Genomic DNA, 17521 nt, shown 5'->3' with positions numbered 1-17521 from the left:
GGAGCGAGCCCGGTACAGGAAAAAGTGATGTCAATTGGAGGTACAAGCGGCAGCGAAGCGTCTTCCATCGCAGTCGTTGGCATGGCAGGACGTTTCCCTGGCGCCCCCAGCGTGGCAAAGTTCTGGGAGAACATCCGCGAGGGTCGTGAAACCGTTTGTGTCTTCACCGAGCAGGAGCTGCTTGCCGTCGGCGAGCGCCCCGAGTTGCTGCGCGACCCGTCCTATGTCAAGGCGTGCGGCTATCTGGATGGCATCGATCAATTTGATGCAGGATTTTTCGGCATCTCCCCCCGCGACGCCGCCGTGTTCGACCCGCAGCACCGCCTGTTTCTCGAATGCTCATCGGAGGCTTTCGAGGATGCGGGCTATGTCGGCGGAAAGATCGGCGGCCCGGTCGCCGTCTTTGCCGCGTCAGGCGCGAGCGAATATTTCACCTACAACCTCGCGACCAATGAAGAGGTCCTGCGCTCGATCGGCGCGTGGCTGCTGCGTCACACCGGCAACGATCCGAACTTCCTCGCAACGCGCGTATCCTACGAACTCGACCTCGTCGGCCCGAGCATGAATGTGCAGACGGCCTGCTCGTCATCGCTCGTCGCGGTTCATCTCGCCTGCCAGAGTCTGCTCAATGGCGAATGCGACGTGGCGCTGGCTGGCGCCTCCACCATTTACCCCGAGCAGCGAGGCTACCTGTATAGGCCGGGAGAGATCCTGTCTCCCGACGGACACTGTCGTCCATTCGATGCCCAGGCCGGCGGCACGGTGATGGCATCCGCCGTCGGTTGTGTCGTTCTCAAACGGCTCTCGGACGCCCTGCGCGACGGCGACTGCATCCGTGCAGTGATACGCGGCTCGGCGATCAACAATGATGGCTCTGACAAGGTGGGATACCTCGCCCCCAGCATCAGCGGGCAGGCCCGGGTCATTTCCGAGGCGCTGGACCTCGCCGGTGTCGCGCCCGAAGAGGTATCCTATGTAGAGGCGCACGGCACCGGCACGCTGATCGGCGACCCCATCGAGATCACGGCGCTAGTCGAGGCTTTTGGGCCCAACGTCCCACGCCGGTCATGCGCGATCGGTTCGGTCAAATCCAACATTGGCCATGCCGGCGAGGCCGCGGGCATGTGCAGCCTGATCAAGACCATTTGCGCGCTTGAGCACCGCGAGCTGCCGGCCACGCTGCACTATCAGACGCCAAATCCGCAGGCCAGCTTTTCCGACTCGCCATTCTTCGTCAACGCCAGCCTGCGGCCGTGGCCGGCGACCTCTGGCAGGAGGCGGATTGCAGGTGTCACGAGCCTCGGCGCCGGCGGCACCAACGCCCACCTCATCCTAGAAGAGGCCCCGCCACGGCCCTCGCGGGCGCGTCGGGACGCGGGACCGCAATTGCTTCTGCTGTCGTCGCGAACCAGCGCGGCGCTCGACGCTGCGACACGGAATCTGGCCAACCATCTGCGGACGAATCCGAAACTGCCGCTCGATGAGGTCGCATTCACGCTGATGGCCGGGCGCGAGGCCTTCGAGGTCCGCCGCTCTTTGGTGGCGCGCGATACGGCCTCGGCGATGGCCCAATTGGAGGCCTGCGATCCGCAGCGCATCTTCACGGGCAAGGTCGCGCGCGAGCAACCTTCGACGGTGTTCCTCTTCCCGGGCGGCGGAGCGCAATACGCCGGCATGGGCGCCGAACTCTATGAGAAAGAACCCGTTTTCCGCGACGCATTGGATGCCTGCCTTGCCGTCGTTCAACCCTGCCTCACGGTCGATCTACGCAGATTGATGTTCCCATCGCCCGACGCGGTGGCCGAGGCGGACAAGCAGTTGGAGGCCCCCTCTTTGGCTCTTCCTGCACTGTTCGCCGTCGAGTACGCCCTGGCGATGCTGCTGCGATCGTGGGGCCTGGTCCCCGCCGCGCTGATCGGACACAGCGCCGGCGAGTACGCCGCCGCCTGCGTCTCGGGCGTGCTCACGATGCCGGATGCAATGTCGCTAGTTGCGCTGCGCGGCAAGTTGTTCGAGACGCTGCCCCGCGGCGCCATGCTGTCGGTCGCGTTGTCCGAGGAGCAGATGCTGCCGCGGCTTGGCAACGAGCTCTCGCTTGCTGCCGTGAACGGACCTTCGCTTTGCGTCGTATCAGGCCCGGTGGACGCGATCGCGCGGCTTGAGGCCGAGTTTGCTGCGAAGCAGATCGACCACACTCGCATTCACATCGACGTCGCCGCACACTCATCGATGCTTGAGCCGATCCTGTCGGAGTTCGAGTGCTTCTGCCGACCTATCCGGTTCCAGAAGCCGGCGATCCCGTTCGTGTCCAACCTGACCGGAACCTGGATCACCGACGCCGAAGCGATGGACCCGGCCTACTGGGTCCGTCATCTCCGAAACACTGTGCGGTTCGACCAGGGCGCTCGGACGGTGCTGGGGAGTGGCAGCCGAGCGCTGTTGGAGGTCGGACCTGGTCGCACGCTCGCCAGCCTCTGCAGGCAGCAGCCCGGCAAAGCCGCGGTCGTGACCACCTCGCTTCGTCATCCCAACGAAGCGGCGTCGGACGTCGCCTTCCTGAAAGAGGCGGTGGGCCGACTCTGGGTTACCGGCATCGAGATCGATCCTTTCAGTTTCTTCGCGCAGGATTCACAACGCCGCGTGCCGCTGCCGACCTATCCCTTCGAAAGGCAACGGTATTGGATCGACAAAGGCGTACAGGCCACGCACACCACCTCGCTGACACGGCGACCTGATTTGAGCCGATGGTTCTCGGTCCCCGCGTTCGTGCGTTCGGCGCCCTCCGGGCAGCTTCCTGAAGAGGAGCTTCGCAAGCCGTGGCTGGTTTTCACCGACAGTTCACCTTTGGCCACCGCAATCGTCAAGCGCCTGCGCGCGTCCGGCGGACGGGTTGCCACGGTCACAGCTGCGCCTCAGTTTGCAGAGCGCAGCGCGCTGAGCTTCACGATCGATCCGGCCCGCGCCGCCGATTACTCCAGATTGATGGAGGGGCTGCGAAGGCAGGATGCGCTGCCGGCGCATATTGTCCACCTCTGGGCGCTCGCTCCGAGGCCGAGGCGGTTCTTCGGCTCGACCGGTGACGCCGACCTTGCTGCTTGGGACAACGGTGCGGTTCGAAGTTTCTACAGCCTGCTATTTCTGGCGCAGGCCTTGACATTCGAGATCGATCAGGTCCGGCTGACCGCGATTGGCACCGCGATCGAGGCGCTTCCCGGCGAAAGCGAGCTACATCCCGAAAAGTCTACCTTGATGGGCGTCTGCCGCGTGTTGCCGCGCGAGATGCCAGGCGCATCATGTTCGGTCCTCGACGTGGTCATGCCGCCGGCCAGATCCGGCGCGGAAGCGCTCCTGGCGGATCGCCTGCTCGGCGAGCTCTGCGGCAGCAAGCGCGATCCACTTGTGGTGCTGCGCGACGGTGGGCGATGGGTGCAGCGTTTCGATCCGCTGGTGCTGGATCCCGCGCCGGACGTGCGCACCTGGCTGCGGCCCGGCGGGGTGTACCTCGTCACCGGCGGACTGGGCGGCATAGGTCTCGAACTGATGCAGCATTTGGCGCTGCACGCCAAGGCCCGCCTTGTGTGCGTCGGCAGGTCGGCGATGCCCAAGGAATCCGCGTGGGATCGCTGGCTCCAGGACCACGGCGTAGACGACAGCACGTCGCGGAGAATCGAGAAAGTGCGGGCATTGCAGGCGCTTGGCGCCGAAGTGATGCTGGCCGCCGCCGACGTTACCGACCGAGACGCCATGGCCGATGTGGTGACCGAGGCAACGCGACGCTTCGGCCGCATCAACGGTGTCTTCCATTGCGCCGGCGTGCTCAAAGATCAGTTGATCGCGCTTCGCGCGCCCGAGACTCGATCGGCCGTGCTTTCGGTCAAGGCCAAGGGTGCCCTGGTCCTGCAATCGCTGTTCAGCGATGGCGACCTGGATGTCCTGGTCAATTTCTCGTCGGTCAGCTCAATTCTCGGACTGGCCGGACAGGTCGACTATACTGCGGCCAACGCTGTTCTTGACGCGGTGGCCAAGGGCCGCACGGCTCGGGGCAGCCGGACGCGCACCGTCAGCATCAATTGGAATGCCTGGAAAGAGGTGGGCATGCTCGCAACCCTGGTCCGCGAGCGTCACGGCACGACCGCTGGCGATCTCGCAAGCGCGGGCGCCCTCCTTGGCGACTGCGTGCGCGACGATGTCGAGCAGACAGTGTTTCGTTCCGTGCTGCATCCCAGAACACATTGGCCGTTGGGCGAGCATATCGTTAGGGACGGCCAAGCGGTCATTCCGGGCACGGGCTTCCTGGAGCTTGCTTGCGCGGCGCTTGCCTACCGGCCCGAAGATCGGCCCATCGACATTCGCGACCTCATCTTCCTCCAGCCTTTCACGGTCGGGTCTGGCGAGGCGCGCACGATCAATATCAGGTTGAATCGCGAAGGCGACCATAGACTCGTGATTTATGGCGAGTCCGACGAGCAGCCATACGTCACGGCGCGTGCCGCCTATGTCGACTCGCCAGCAGTTCCGAGGCAATCCGTGTCAGCCATTCGCGAACGCTGCCGCGAGCGTGGCGAGGTGATAAACGGCCGGCTGGTCCAGAACTTCATGGATTTCGGCCCGCGCTGGGCCAACCTCCGCGCGATCAATCTCGGCGAGGGCGAAGCGCTGATCGATCTCGCATTGCCGGCTGCCTTCGCCTCCGATCTCGCAACCTATGCGCTGCACCCGGCGCTGCTCGACATGGCGACCGGTGCCGCCCAAAAGCTGATCCCGAGATTTGCAAGCCATGATGATTTCTACGTTCCATTCTCTTATGGCCACGTGCTGGTCAGGCGACCGGTGCCGGCAACGTTCTCCAGTCACGTGCGTCTGCAGGCCGCGGACAGCAAAAGCGCAATCTTCGATGTCACCCTGCTCGACGAAGACGGCAACGAACTGGTCTCGATCGAACGGTTCATCATGCGCCGGGTCAAGGCGTTTGCTGCCACGCCGGCTTCGCCCAGGCCTGCGCGGCCGGATGGTCCCGAGACGGCCGAGGAAAGCTTCCTGCGCGAGGGCATGACCACTGCGGAAGGTCTTGAAGCGCTGGATCGCATTCTCGGCTGCGACGTTTCGCCGCAAATCGCGGCCTCCACCCTCGACCTCGACCTCTGGCTCGACCGGCTGGACCATGGCGGCCGCGGAACACCGGCGGAGGAGGTGAATTGGTCCATTGGTACACCAGGCCTCGTGCGTCCCGGTGGCGATGCCGGCCTCAGAGCCCCCCGCGATGCAATCGAGCGCGATCTTGCGGCTATCTGGCAGGACATGCTCGGCGTTCAACAGGTCTCGATTGACGATGACTTTTTCGAACTGGGCGGGCAGTCGCTGATCGCGATGCGGCTCTTCAACCGGATCCGCAAGGAGCATGGAGTCGAACTGCCTCTCTCCGTGCTGTTCCAGGCGCCGACCATTGCTGCCACCGCCGCGCTGTTGCGAGAGGCCAAGGGCTTGGCCGCGATCGATCCTTCGGCGGATGGTGTCGGGGCACTCCCGCAAGTGAGGGTCCAGGACCTGCCTTCGTCGCATGGCGCGTCGGCGGCCATCGATCATGAAGCCGCCGAATTCCCGCTCGCAGCGGATATGCATTCCGCGAGGCTCCCGGTGGTGCCCCGATCATTAGTCGAGATCGCGCGCGGCGGCGATCGGCCGCCATTGTTTTGCGTTCATGGCGCCGGGGGTAACGTCCTTAACTTCCGCGACCTCTCCTGGGGACTGCACCATGACCAGCCGTTCTTCGCGCTGCAGGCCCGTGGTGTCGATGGCAGGAGCAGCCCGCATACGTCGATCGAAGACATGGCCCGGGCCTATATTGCGGAGATCCGCGCGTTGCGTCCACACGGTCCCTATTTGCTGGCCGGCTACTCGGGTGGCGGTGTCGTCGCTTTCGAGATGGCGCAACAACTGACGGCCCTGGGTGAAGAGGTCCCGCTCCTCGTGTTCTTCGACACGTTCCATCCTCAGATGCCGATGCGCACAGTTTCACTGGACCGGATGCTCCTCCGTTTGCGCAACGAGGGCCTCGGCTACATCAAAGAGATCGTCCGCAAAAGACGCGAGCGCGTCCATGTGGCGCGCGAACGGTTGCAAATCAAGATGTACGTCCGCGGAAACAAGCCCGTGCCGCACGCGCTGCGGGATCGCCAGCTCACTGATAATTTCGGCCAGGCCGCCGCGTGCTACCGACCTCAGCCGTGGCAGGGAAAAGCGATTCTCTTCCGGGCCGAGAGTGTCCCTTACATCTATGGCGGCGGAGGGCCCTACTATGGGTGGGACAGCGTGATCATGGGCGGATTGAACACGGTCATGATTCCCGGCAATCATGACACGCTGTTGCTTGGAGCCAATGCGAAGGTATTGATGGGTCCATTGAATGCGGCTCTCGACAAGGCAGACTCGCGGACACCTTGCCAGTCTGCACGGAACGAGCGCACGCGCGTCTAACCCGCCGACGGCCCGCGCCCAAAACCTTCATTGTTTCTCGGGCGAAGCAAACGGATTTTCGCGATCACCCGCATTGGCGTAGTCGCGCCGGCAGGAATAGGTTTTGACCAAGCGCTTGAGCGTGGCGAGAGCCGGCGCACCGTTGCCATGCCGAAAGGCTGCATAGGCGGGACAGACGTCCTTCTGCATCAGAAGCCGGCAAGCCGCCATATCTCGGCCCGCGACGGCATCCGCCCGCTGGCCGTAGGAGATGGCAAATTGCCATGCCAGCGCTTGCAGGTGCCGGCCCGTCGCCGGCGATAATCCTGCCGGGATTGCCGCGCCCTCCGGAGAGCTGCCGAACAGGACCGCGTAGTTCACCAGCGCGATGAAGTAGCGGCCGAAATCGCTCATATGCACATTGTCGGAAAACAGCAGGCGCACGCGCGCAGCTGGCGAATCGCTCGCAACGCCCGGCACGCTGCCGTCCCACAGCGCGGCAGCCAGCTCGGCGAGCGCACTGCCACCGGGCAGCACGCGAACACGCGGCGCATCGCCGCGCGCTGGCAGGTCGAGGTTCGCGCGGCTGGCGATGCATTCCCACATCGGCGAGACCGCCCGCTCGTAGTCGATCCAGGGCCACGGCGCGTCGGGATTCACGGGAAGCCAGGAATGATAGAGGAATACCTCCGCGTCGGGATTGCCTGCCAGAAGGTGTTTCGCGATGTCGGTCAGATAGAAAGCGGTGCGCTCCCTACGCGCGATGGCGGGCAAGTCATGACGCTCGGTGACGACGAGGACATCATAGGTGTCGCCGGGTGCCAGCCGCCGGGGTTGGCGCAACTCTTCGGCGACATCTAGGCCGGCGCCTTCGCGGTTCTGACCGGAACGATAGCCTGGCCAGTCGGAAGCCGACGGCACCTCCCCTTTGGTGCGCTGGCGCAGCAGCGAATAACCCAGGACCTGCGTCTCGAAATCCAGTCGATGGCCCAGTGAGCCCGCAATCTGCGCGACAACCTCCGGAACTCCCTCGCTGAGACTGTGGCCCGAGTAGAAGGCGCGGACGTGATCCCCGCGTGGCCCTGACGACATGCCGGCCGCGTCACGTCTTTGCTCGCTCATCGCTATGCCTCCCTCGTCACCCAGGATGATCGCCGCCGCAATCACCGCCAGCCGGCAGACATATCGCCGCGTCATGGCCCTTGCTCGCAAGTTACAACGAATGCATCTGTTCTGCGTACCCGCAATTCAAGTGCGCAATTTTTTGCTAGCGGCATGAATCTGATACTATCGCTTAGAACTCACCCGAAATGAACCCGCTCAAGGCAGCCGTGCCGGCGGGGAGACATACGCGGCCCTGGCTCCGAGGTTGAAGGCCTGCCAGCAAGCCAGCCCAGGCGGGCCTTCCCTCACGGGCACCGCATTAAATACGATTCCAAAGTCTGACTTTGATGACATTGTGCTTCGGCAGAGCCGCTGTAAATTGCTGCTCACCGGGGCTGGCACGTATTTCACTTGGATCGTTTTCACCCGGGTTTTTTGGCAATTCGGGCACCAGCAGCCCTTGCTGCGGCCTTCGCACCATCAGCGATTATGCGCCCCAATTTATTAATCTCTTGCGAGGAAAGCTATGAGCAACTCAGCCCAAACACGCAGTGCTTGCCATTTTCTGTCAATTGAGGCGATCGAAGAACGCCTCGCGACGATCGCTATCATGCAGCGTCGTCTTGAAACTGCTTGCGCTCGAAACGTGCCCGCGCGAGCGTTGCGCTGAAAATATTCAAAGCCGGTTTAGCTCAGTGGTAGAGCGCCGTCCCCGTATGACGGAGGTCGGAGGTTCAATTCCTCTCAATCGGCACCGCTTATTTTCCCCTTTGGCGCTCGCTCGCGTCGCATTTGTCGTTTCTCGAAACGGTTTACCAGCATGAGTTATGAGAAGTTGAGCGACGTCAGCGCTTTGCTCCTTTTGGGGTTGCTTGCCGACGCTAACCGATAGCGTAGGATTCAGATGATTTGCAAAGATGAAGGTACAACTTGACCGCAGCCCTCGTCTTCAGAACGCCACGTTTGTATTGGGCCTCTTCGACTATTCTCGCTTACACGTTCATTCTCAGTATCTAAAATCAAAGAGGCCTCCAACTGAGGCATTCGCATTTGATTCTCGATTGTCCACACAGGCCGTGAGCCAATGAATCAGAAATGGGGTTGGCGGCAGACGCTGAGCTGGCGATCGGGCTATAACCGGGGCAAGTCGGGCAAGCCCTATTGGTGCCCATGGTGGGCTGACGAGCAAGTCTATGGGCTCGCATTCCTGCAAGGCAAAGGAGTGCAGACCTTCAGGGACCGCACCGAAAAGAAAGCGCCACCAAACTTGTGAGCCAGCGGGGCCTTGGCGCAACATCGTACACAAGCCCGCTTTCAAAAATTCGTCGGCCGAATCCGCAACAAGCAAAGACTGTGCTGTTCGAATTCCACCGGGTTTAATCAACGTCATCCTCTAGTTCTTGTCGAACTCCTTCGCGCGCTGGAACAGCGCGGATTGAAACCCGGTAAGGATCAACTTGTTCAAGCTCTCACGATCGAACAATGGAAGACGTCGCGACAGCTCCCGCACCTGTCGCCGGCTGACTGGCGGGCGAAAAGTATAGTCTAGGCGCGTTCGACATCGGTGATCTCCAACGCTAGAAAACTTCGCTCTCGGTAAATGTTTACGCCGCCACTTGCGCAGCCTTCGCACGCTCCTCAAGAGCATAGATCGTCGATAAGAGGTTGTCGCGTCGCTCGCGAAGATTTAGCGCGAGAAGCGGATAGGTTGGTTGCCGCACGTCAAACACGCCTGCTTTGGCTTCCTCTTCGAGGATATCGGAATTCATAAGATCAACGCGCCACCATAGATCGGAGATGAGCGCGCTGAGCTGCAGCTCCGCCGTGATACCGGAACGGGACACTTCTTGCATCGTTTGCCTCAACCTGAAACAGCCGCCCATTTGGGGGCAACCTTAGGCCCTGACTGAGCAAACGGAGTGCCAAAGACAGCTCAAGGGATCAGGTTCTGGAATTAACTACGCGCCGCGAGATCAAGCTTAGTTCGCGAGATCGATTACCGCGGCATCGAACACGGTTCCTTCCGGAGCCCGGAGCGCCGGGCAGGATGCGATGGCGTCGGATGGCCTGGAAGTCAAAAACGTTGGCGTCGGCCGCGTGATTCCCTCCATTCCAAGACGATCGATGACGGGAGCCACGGCCGCGCCGTGGCTCCCGATTACGTTCGCTCGCTGCGGCTGCCAGCCCCGGCGTTTGAGATTTCCGGATCAACTCGACGCAAAATGCAATGTGATTATATTTGCAACTGAACGAAACTAACCTATTAACTTAACGTACACTTGGGCTTCGGCCCTAGTGAGTGAGGGAGGGCTCGCCGGATTGGAAGTACGGCGAACACTCCCCCAAGCACAAGGCTACCTACGCATCCCATGACCGTGCCCCAATTGCGGAATTTGCCTCGATTTGATTAATAATGCCGCCGAACCATGCAGTGAGACTTAGCTGACTTAAGTCGGTTCGAAAGCAAACCGCTAAAGCCTACCGCGCGGTCAGGGAGTGCAATAAATAAGCAGGCCGATGTTTTTATTAGACCTTCGGATTAACGGAACGTTCTGCGGCCTTCCCAGCTTCCAAGACGACTGCTTTCGCCCTGCACAGGAGTTGAAAGATGACTCTCGTCACCGGCTGGGGCCGTTTCCCGGTCATCGATACCGAAATTTCGCGGCCCTGCTCGCTCGCGGCGGTCGGAGAAGCCATTGCTGCGACCGCCGGCGCCATCGCCCGGGGCAACGGTCGCGCTTATGGCGATGCCGCGATCGGCGCCAGGGCGACCATCGCGATGACAAGTTTCGACCGGATCAGGTCGTTCGATCCGGCGACCGGACGTATTCGCCTCGAGGCCGGGGTGTTGCTGTCGGATCTTATTGAGACCTTCGGTCCGCGCGGCTTCCTGCCCTTCGTCGTCCCAGGCACCCGCTTCGTCTCCGTCGGCGGCGCCATTGCGGCCGACGTGCACGGCAAGAACCACCATTGCGAGGGCGGCTTCGGCCGCTATGTAGAGCGTATCCTTCTTCGTACCGGGCAGGGCGAAACCATTGAAGTCTCGCGCGAGGATCATTCAGACGTCTTCTCCGCGACCGTCGGCGGCATGGGGCTGACCGGGGTCATCCTTGAAGCGAGCATGCGGCTGCGACCGGTCGAGACCGGCTGGATCCGCGAACGTATCATCTCCGCATCCGATCTGACGGCCGCGATGCGCGCGCTCGATGCCGGCGATTCCGCTACATATTCGGTCGCGTGGATCGACTGCGCGGCGCGCGGCAGCGAACTCGGCCGCTCGCTGATCTACCTCGGCGAGCACGCCAACAGAGGCGACCTGCCGGACGACACCGATGAATTTCCGACCGGCCAGGCTCCCGGGTTCTCGGTGCCTATCGACTTCCCATCGATGACGTTGAACCGCTACAGCATTCGCGCCTTCAACGAGCTCTATTACCGCAAAGGTGCTCGGCGCGCCGGCGGCGACCATGTGGTCTCGCTGTATCCTTATTTTTTTCCGCTTGACACCATTGGCGGATGGAATCGCATCTACGGACGGCGCGGCTTCCTCCAGCATCAATGCGTGATCCCCGGGCACGGTGCACGCGAAGTGCTCGGCGATATCCTCGAACGCATCACACGACGCGGCGATGCCTCGTTCCTTGCGGTGCTGAAGAAGCTCGGCCAGGGTGAGGGGCTTCTGTCGTTTCCGCTGCCCGGCTATACGCTCGCGCTGGATTTTCCTCTGCGCGGCGACATCCTGTCCTTTCTCGATGAGATTGATCGGCTGGTCGTTGCCGCCGGCGGGCGGCTTTACCTCGCCAAAGACGCGCGCCAGTCGCGCGCGACGTTCGAGGCCGGCTATCCCGACCTGCCGCGCTTCAACGCGATTCGTCAAACCCTCGATCCCGAGGGGAAGATCCGTTCAAGACTTTCACAGCGTCTGTTCGATGAGGTTCAGCCGTGACTTCGCGCAAGACCGTTCTGGTGCTGGGAGGCTCGTCCGATATCGGCCGCGCCACCGCACGCGCCTTCGCCAAGGCGGGATATGACGTCGGCCTTGCAGGCCGTGACGTTGCGGTGCTCGAGCCCGATGCGGCCGATCTCCAAGCCCGCTATAACATCGAGGCGAAGATTTGGGCATTTAACGCGCTCGACACTGCGTCATTCCAAAGCTTCGTCGGCTCGCTGCCGTCGTTGCCGGATGTCGTCATCTCTATCGTCGGATTGCTCGGCGTGCAGGAGAATGCGCAAAACGACTTAGATCACGCGGCAACTATCATGCGCTCGAACTACGAGGGGCCCGCGTTGATCCTCGGCCTGTTCACGGAGAAATTTCTGGCGCGCGGCAACGGCACGATCGTCGGCGTCTCGTCGGTTGCAGGCGATCGCGGGCGGGCCTCGAACTATGTTTACGGGTCGGCCAAGGCGGGATTCTCGGCGTTCCTGTCAGGCCTTCGCGCCCGCGCCAGCCGCGGCGGCGTTCATGTCATCACCGTGAAACCCGGCTTCGTCCGCACCAAGATGACTGAGGGCATAAAACTGATCGGCCCGCTCACCGTCGAGCCGCAGATCGCGGGCAACGCGATCCTCGACGCCGTGCAGAAGCAGCGCGACGTCATTTATGTCAGCGAGAAATGGCGCCTCGTGATGCTTGTCATCAAGACACTGCCAGAAGCAATCTTCAAGAAGCTGAAATTTTGAGCTGTTGGTCCATCTTCCCGTTCTTAGGGGGATAGGTTTACGGTAAAGCGCTGCTACCACAGGCCGGCGCGGGCTGGATCTGCCCCCTCGCCCGATTGCTGCGTGCATGGCCGAAGCGTTGCTTCGGTGATTCTTGAAATCAACCGCCCAAAGCGGCCTATGCCCTTCTCCCCAGCGGCGCGAAGTGAACTAAGGGCGGCGCTTCTGTTACGACACGACATAAAATCTTGGCACAACTCGTGCCCGATCAACCTCACCGGAGTTTTGCGCCACACCCGCCGGGGCTGGAAAGCCGTCGCCCGCGCCACATTTAAGCGGGCGGCGCTTTTGCTTCGCGAATGCGCAAGGCCGGTCGCAAGGCGACGGCACGCTAGATCGAGAGCCCAACAAAGCCGAACTCGCCACTTCGGGCTTCCTTTTTGGAACTCGGGATAACTCGAATCAAGACAATTGACGCTGGCCAGGATCAGCAAATATTCCCGATGTGGAACACATGGTGCGCCCGAATGCGCCTAGCCAAAATTCCAAGATCCTTAATCGAATGACCCAGGTTAGGATATTACCCTCGTTACCCCAAAATCGCGGCAACCGGTCTCCAATCGGCCATCAGAGCTTAGACGCCCAGCGCACGGCTCGCAGAGCCTAGAGAACGAGCTTCCCTGAATGGCAATCCATGGGTGCCACCCTGTAAGGATTGAGTAACGCCCGCTCGGATAACTATTTGCCTTTAGGACAAAGGATTTTGCGATGGAAGGCGAAGTTGATCGTGAATTGGCCATCCTGGACCGAGAAATAACGAAGCATCGACAACATATTAAAGATCAGGCAATCTTAATCGGGGTTCTCGAGCGGGATGGCCACAATATCTCCGACCAAGAATTGACCTTAAAGCAAGAACGCTCCGAGCTCGCAAAGAAGATCACCCGACAAATCGCGCTGCTCCAGAGGACCGTCATTCCTGCGAAATAACAGTTCAGCGCAGTCGCCGGGCGGCCCCCGGAGATCGACGCTTTTGTGAGGATCCAGCCGTTCTATTGCATTCCTCGGCGCCGATGTTTAATTTGATCGCAGTGATATACTAGCAAGTTATTATTTCGAGACAAAACTTTGCGGACCCTTGCCCGCTCAGTCGAAGTTCGCACAGCTCGCATTTTTGTTTAGTTCGATGGATCTGGCTCCAACCAGGAGCTTAGTCAGGCAGTTTCTCTCCGTGTGTAGACAATGCTACGAAACCTGATCCGTGTTGCCGCTTGGGGCATATTCGCGTCAATTGTCCTTGCGACATTATCTCCCATCGGGCTTCGCCCACAGACGGGTCATGTCGTCATCGAACGTTTCGCGGCTTATTGTGCACTATGCGCATTTTTTGTGGCTGCTTACCCTCAACGCTTCATCCATGTTATAGTGCTGGTTCCCATAGCAGCCATTTCCCTGGAATTGTTGCAGCACCTAACCCCCGATCGGCACGGGCATCTGTTCGATGCCGTTGAAAAAATCGCAGGCGCGCTAGTCGGAGGTAGTTGCATTCGGCTTTACCAAACCCTCGGCCGAAGCGCTTCGCAGCTCTCCTAGGGCGATGCATTTCCCCATTGTCGCATCTCTCTCTGATAGTTCGTTTGCGATGGACGGCATGCAGCGTCAACCATTCCTACCCGACCGCTCAGGCCCACTCACATCGGGCCGCGCTGTACCATCAGTAGCCAGGAGGGTCACGATCCGCGATCGATCCCGCAGAAGGACCTTAAGAGAGCCAGTCTCTGCGATTATTAAACATCTTTCCATTTAGCTATGTGCGCGGCTCGTTAGATCGCGCTAATTTCGTTCCACCAATTGCCGGTTTAGCTCAGGGTTAGAGCGCCGCCATCGTACGGCGGAGGTCGGGAGTTCAAGTCTCTTCAACCGGCACCAAATCTTCGCGCGCACAAGATCTCTTTGCACATCACCCGCTTACGCGCCCGCGGTCGCCCCCTTTGGCCAAGCCACCGACAACTGCTTTCAGCTAAGTCCACGAATGTCTGTCGCCGCGCTTGTTGACCGATCCAGTAAATCAGAGGTCATTCCCTCGAGCGGGCGGGCCGCCGCCACACCTCTGCCCTCCTAACCACGCGCTCAGATGGATCGCGGCCGAGCTTAGATCGCAGTTCGACGAGATCGGTAAAGACGTTGGCCTGGCGGCGCAACTCGTCGGCAATCATTGGGGGTACGCTTACTGCGGTTGAAATGACCGTCACCCTCACGCCGCGGCGCTGCACGGCTTCGACAAGGGGACGGAAGCCGCCATCGCCGGAGAACAGCACCAACTGATCGACGAATTCGGCGATTTCCATAACATCTACCGCAAGCTCAACGTCCATATTGCCTTTGACCTTGCGGCGGCCCGTAGCGTCAATGTACTCCTTCGTTGGTTTGGTCACTACTTTATACCCGTTATATGCTAGCCAATCGATCAAAGGACGCATCGACGAGTATTCTTGATCCTCAGCCACGGCGGTATAGTAAAATGCGCGCAGAAGGGTCCCACGGCTTTGAAATTCCCTTAACAAGCGCATGTAATCAATATCTAACTTCAGACTCTTCGCAGCGGCGCACAGATCAGGCCCGTCGATGAAAACTGCGATCTTGCCTGGCGAGCATGACATACCTCTCACCTCTCCCTGAAACGCAGGCTGGCGGCCCCCGGCAATGCCCATCTCGTGCACAAAACCGTTCCTACGTAACCACCCTAAAGAACACGGCCGCCCGGCGCGCTCTCGAGCAATAACGGAATCATTGACCCAGGTGTTGCGATTGGTGCTTGGCTAGATTGATACCGACTTAGCCGCCAGAACCGATCCACTCGTGCGGGCAATATGTGCGCGACGGAGGATCGATCTCAAAGCCATCCTGGCGATTGCATCCTGTCGATCCACTCCCGCCGCCCGGTCCCATTGCACACACAGCGTGGTACACGACGATATCGATCACCACACGGCAATCACCACGATAATAAGATTCAATGCCTTGGAGAATACTACGCCTGACGCGCGCGCGGATAGTTTATGCGCGGAATGCGATAATAAACCTCGCTGATCACATGAATTGATCGCCCTCACAAGACCCCACGCTCAGGGTTCGACGAGATCGGCCCCTAGTGGGTCTCACCGAGTATTCACCCCATCTTCAGTCTTCACGGCAAGGCGTGACGTTCCCTCCGTCAACAGCAACGGCCAGGGCAATGACGACTTACCCCGTCAGGCGGCATGCCATTTCCTCAATGCTCGGCTTGCTAGACCCGCTATTCCGGGCAACCTCACGACTGACAAGTCAAGCGAGATGTAACTTCTATCTCAAAGCCATCCGAGGTCTACTTCCCGGTCGCGGCATGGCGACCGAACAGATTCCTCGCAATTTGCCGATCGCGCCGGTCTTCTACTGCAGCGTGGCTGCGCTGGGTTTCGCCAGCCTCGACCTGGAGCACCCCCGGCGAGCTATTGAAGGCGGTACCAATTATTAGAACCCTAGAAACTTCTGCGAGTTCGTCAGTCTCCGCAGGATCCGTTGACGGGTGATCAAGGCAGAGAGGATAATCCGGTTAGCTCGCCACGATTGGAAGAGCGGCTCCAACTGTGCCGCTCTTCGACCGTCGACTCTACTCCTCTTGCTTCTTCGTCGATCCAACTATTTCTTTTTGCCCAGCTTCGTCCTTTTCTCGTGACTCCAAGGCACGCCGCGAGGAAAGTCGGAGCTCTAGATCGGCAACTACTTTTCGCAGGCGCTTCAATTCCAGATATCGACGATCGAGGTCACCAGGCATCAAGTTTCGACTGCTTGAACCGCATTTCCGGATCTCACCAACGTGAATTGCAGATCACCGAGGCGTCAGGTCAAGTTTCACAGTTTACAACCTGGACAACGGCTAGTGATGCATGAGTCGCACGCATCGATCAGAAACACCTAGAAACAAATTAACTATTCCAGCAATTAAGCTATCTGCTATAATTCAGTTAATCAACAATTAAATGACCAATATTTTATCGGCCTTTAACGGCCGCCACACCTGCCGGATTGACGTTTATTAACTCAGTCGAGGTATTGCCATGGGGGTTTTAAATTCCCGCCAGGTTGACATCAACGGGCATGCAGCGTTGCGCGCAGACTCCGCGGAATTTCAGTGCAATTTCGGTAGAAGGGCATTCTCGCTCGAACATGATCTCGCCGAGAATTCACTGTTCTCGCTCGAAGTATTGGAAGATGCAGCCGACTCCTGGGCGAAGCTCGGCAAGTTGAACCTGGTCTCGGTCTCGATGGGCCAGACCAGGACTGACGCGAGATTCTCGGAAATCGCGGAAAAGAGCAGCATTTCCGGAGCCATTCGTGACCTGTCCCATTCTGGCAGCTACGTCAAGATCAGCAACATCAATGCGCTCAATGCGAACTACGAAGAGGTATTGCAGCAGGCATTGCGAGACGTGGAAGACTTGCTTGGTCAGCGGGTCGTCCCGCGCATCACTTGGGCCCAAATGACGGTCTTTCTTGCTTCGCCCAATATTGTGACTCCCTACCACATTGACCACGAAGCGAACTTCCTTTGTCAAATCGCGGGAGAGAAGGACGTCTGGCTCTATGACCCAAACGATCGAGAGCTTCTTCCAGATCGCGAGATTGAGAGGTTCTATCTTGGCGATCTGAATGGTGCCCTCTACCGGGAACATTTGCGAGGTCGTGGAAGACAGTTTCGCCTTACTCCGGGGGTGGCCGTACACCACCCTTCGTTGGCGCCACACTGGGTGAAGAATGGAGCGAACGTTTCCATCAGCGTCAGCATAAACTTTTGCATGCGTGAGCTGGACAGAAGGGCTCACGTCTATCAGGTCAACGCGCTCATGAGGAGGATTGGGCTGCGCCCTTCTCCTCCCGGGCGATCAGTCACGGGAGACACTGTCAAAGCCCGCGCGATCGAATTCGTCGGCACGTCGCGCCCGAAGAATTATAGAGATGCCGTTTTCTCTGGGCTTGACAGATTGCGTGCGCCCTACCGCCTGGCAAAAAGGGTCGTGATGCGATCAACTCGGTGATCGCGGACAGGTGCCCCGACGAACAGAGATCTATGCGTTAGGCTAGACCACTAGCCATTGCGCCAGACGCACCGCGCCCCAAAGGAGTGCCATCGTCCATCCCGCCATCGAGATTGAGCACAGCACCATCCAAGCAATTTTCACTGCGAACGTGCGTCTGCTGCGCTTGTATACCTGTGCAACTTGGGACATATGACTCGTTACGCTGTCCATTTACGCCGTCTGTT

The 17521-nt window shown here is 59.9% G+C and carries 8 protein-coding genes and 2 tRNA genes; 7 read left to right on the top strand and 3 right to left on the bottom strand.

All coding sequences use genetic code 11. From position 1 onward, the window contains the following. Positions 1 to 27 precede the first annotated feature (27 nt). Positions 28 to 6474, top strand: coding sequence for a type I polyketide synthase (locus tag FXB40_RS26805; RefSeq protein WP_148775130.1), 6447 nt, complete (start codon positions 28 to 30; stop codon positions 6472 to 6474). A gap of 27 nt (positions 6475 to 6501) precedes the next feature. On the opposite strand, the gene FXB40_RS26800 is transcribed toward FXB40_RS26805, so the two are convergent. Then, positions 6502 to 7620: a hypothetical protein gene (locus tag FXB40_RS26800; protein ID WP_148775129.1), complete on the bottom strand. Its 1119-nt coding sequence runs from the start codon at positions 7618 to 7620 to the stop codon at positions 6502 to 6504. A gap of 618 nt (positions 7621 to 8238) precedes the next feature. Between FXB40_RS26800 and FXB40_RS26795 the strand changes: the two genes are divergently transcribed. Continuing rightward, positions 8239 to 8311 (top strand) — tRNA-Thr (locus FXB40_RS26795). Between the two features lie 850 nt (positions 8312 to 9161). On the opposite strand, the gene FXB40_RS26790 is transcribed toward FXB40_RS26795, so the two are convergent. Beyond that, positions 9162 to 9410 (bottom strand): hypothetical protein, encoded by a 249-nt coding sequence (locus tag FXB40_RS26790; protein ID WP_148775128.1) that lies wholly within the window; start codon positions 9408 to 9410, stop codon positions 9162 to 9164. A gap of 755 nt (positions 9411 to 10165) precedes the next feature. Here FXB40_RS26790 and FXB40_RS26785 point away from each other — a divergent pair. From FXB40_RS26785 to FXB40_RS26765, 4 genes are all read left to right on the top strand, one after another. After that, complete coding sequence (locus FXB40_RS26785) at positions 10166 to 11503, top strand: FAD-binding protein (protein ID WP_148775127.1); 1338 nt, start codon at positions 10166 to 10168, stop codon at positions 11501 to 11503. Next, positions 11500 to 12240, top strand: coding sequence for an SDR family oxidoreductase (locus FXB40_RS26780; RefSeq protein WP_148775126.1), 741 nt, complete (start codon positions 11500 to 11502; stop codon positions 12238 to 12240). The genes FXB40_RS26785 and FXB40_RS26780 overlap by 4 nt, the downstream gene beginning before the upstream one ends. A gap of 747 nt (positions 12241 to 12987) precedes the next feature. Then, positions 12988 to 13209 carry a hypothetical protein gene (locus FXB40_RS26775; RefSeq protein ID WP_148775125.1) on the top strand — a complete coding sequence of 74 codons (222 nt, stop codon included), beginning with the start codon at positions 12988 to 12990 and terminating at the stop codon, positions 13207 to 13209. Positions 13210 to 14072: 863 nt separating this feature from the next. Further along, positions 14073 to 14148: transfer RNA gene (locus tag FXB40_RS26765), tRNA-Thr, on the top strand. Between the two features lie 146 nt (positions 14149 to 14294). Here the strand turns inward: FXB40_RS26765 and FXB40_RS26760 are convergent. Beyond that, on the bottom strand, positions 14295 to 14879 hold the full coding sequence (locus tag FXB40_RS26760) for a LabA-like NYN domain-containing protein (protein ID WP_148775179.1): 585 nt from the start codon (positions 14877 to 14879) through the stop codon (positions 14295 to 14297). Positions 14880 to 16316: 1437 nt separating this feature from the next. Here FXB40_RS26760 and FXB40_RS26755 point away from each other — a divergent pair. Beyond that, positions 16317 to 17294 carry a cupin-like domain-containing protein gene (locus FXB40_RS26755; RefSeq protein WP_148775123.1) on the top strand — a complete coding sequence of 326 codons (978 nt, stop codon included), beginning with the start codon at positions 16317 to 16319 and terminating at the stop codon, positions 17292 to 17294. The last annotated feature ends 227 nt before the right edge of the window (positions 17295 to 17521 follow it).

It is taken from the genome of Bradyrhizobium rifense (genome assembly GCF_008123425.1).
In the GTDB taxonomy this organism is placed as follows: Bacteria; Pseudomonadota; Alphaproteobacteria; order Rhizobiales; family Xanthobacteraceae; genus Bradyrhizobium; species Bradyrhizobium rifense.
The sequence above is the reverse complement of the archived record's forward strand: the minus strand, read 5'-3'. Positions and strand labels throughout refer to the sequence as shown.

Bases quoted from the DNA above. Each gene is read 5' to 3' on its own strand.
- FXB40_RS26805 (WP_148775130.1), top strand. From the start codon at position 28: ATGTCAATTGGAGGTACAAGCGGCAGCGAAGCGTCTTCCATCGCAGTC.
- FXB40_RS26790 (WP_148775128.1), bottom strand. From the start codon at position 9,410: ATGCAAGAAGTGTCCCGTTCCGGTATCACGGCGGAGCTGCAGCTCAGC.
- FXB40_RS26785 (WP_148775127.1), top strand. From the start codon at position 10,166: ATGACTCTCGTCACCGGCTGGGGCCGTTTCCCGGTCATCGATACCGAA.
- FXB40_RS26775 (WP_148775125.1), top strand. From the start codon at position 12,988: ATGGAAGGCGAAGTTGATCGTGAATTGGCCATCCTGGACCGAGAAATA.
- FXB40_RS26760 (WP_148775179.1), bottom strand. From the start codon at position 14,879: ATGTCATGCTCGCCAGGCAAGATCGCAGTTTTCATCGACGGGCCTGAT.
- FXB40_RS26755 (WP_148775123.1), top strand. From the start codon at position 16,317: ATGGGGGTTTTAAATTCCCGCCAGGTTGACATCAACGGGCATGCAGCG.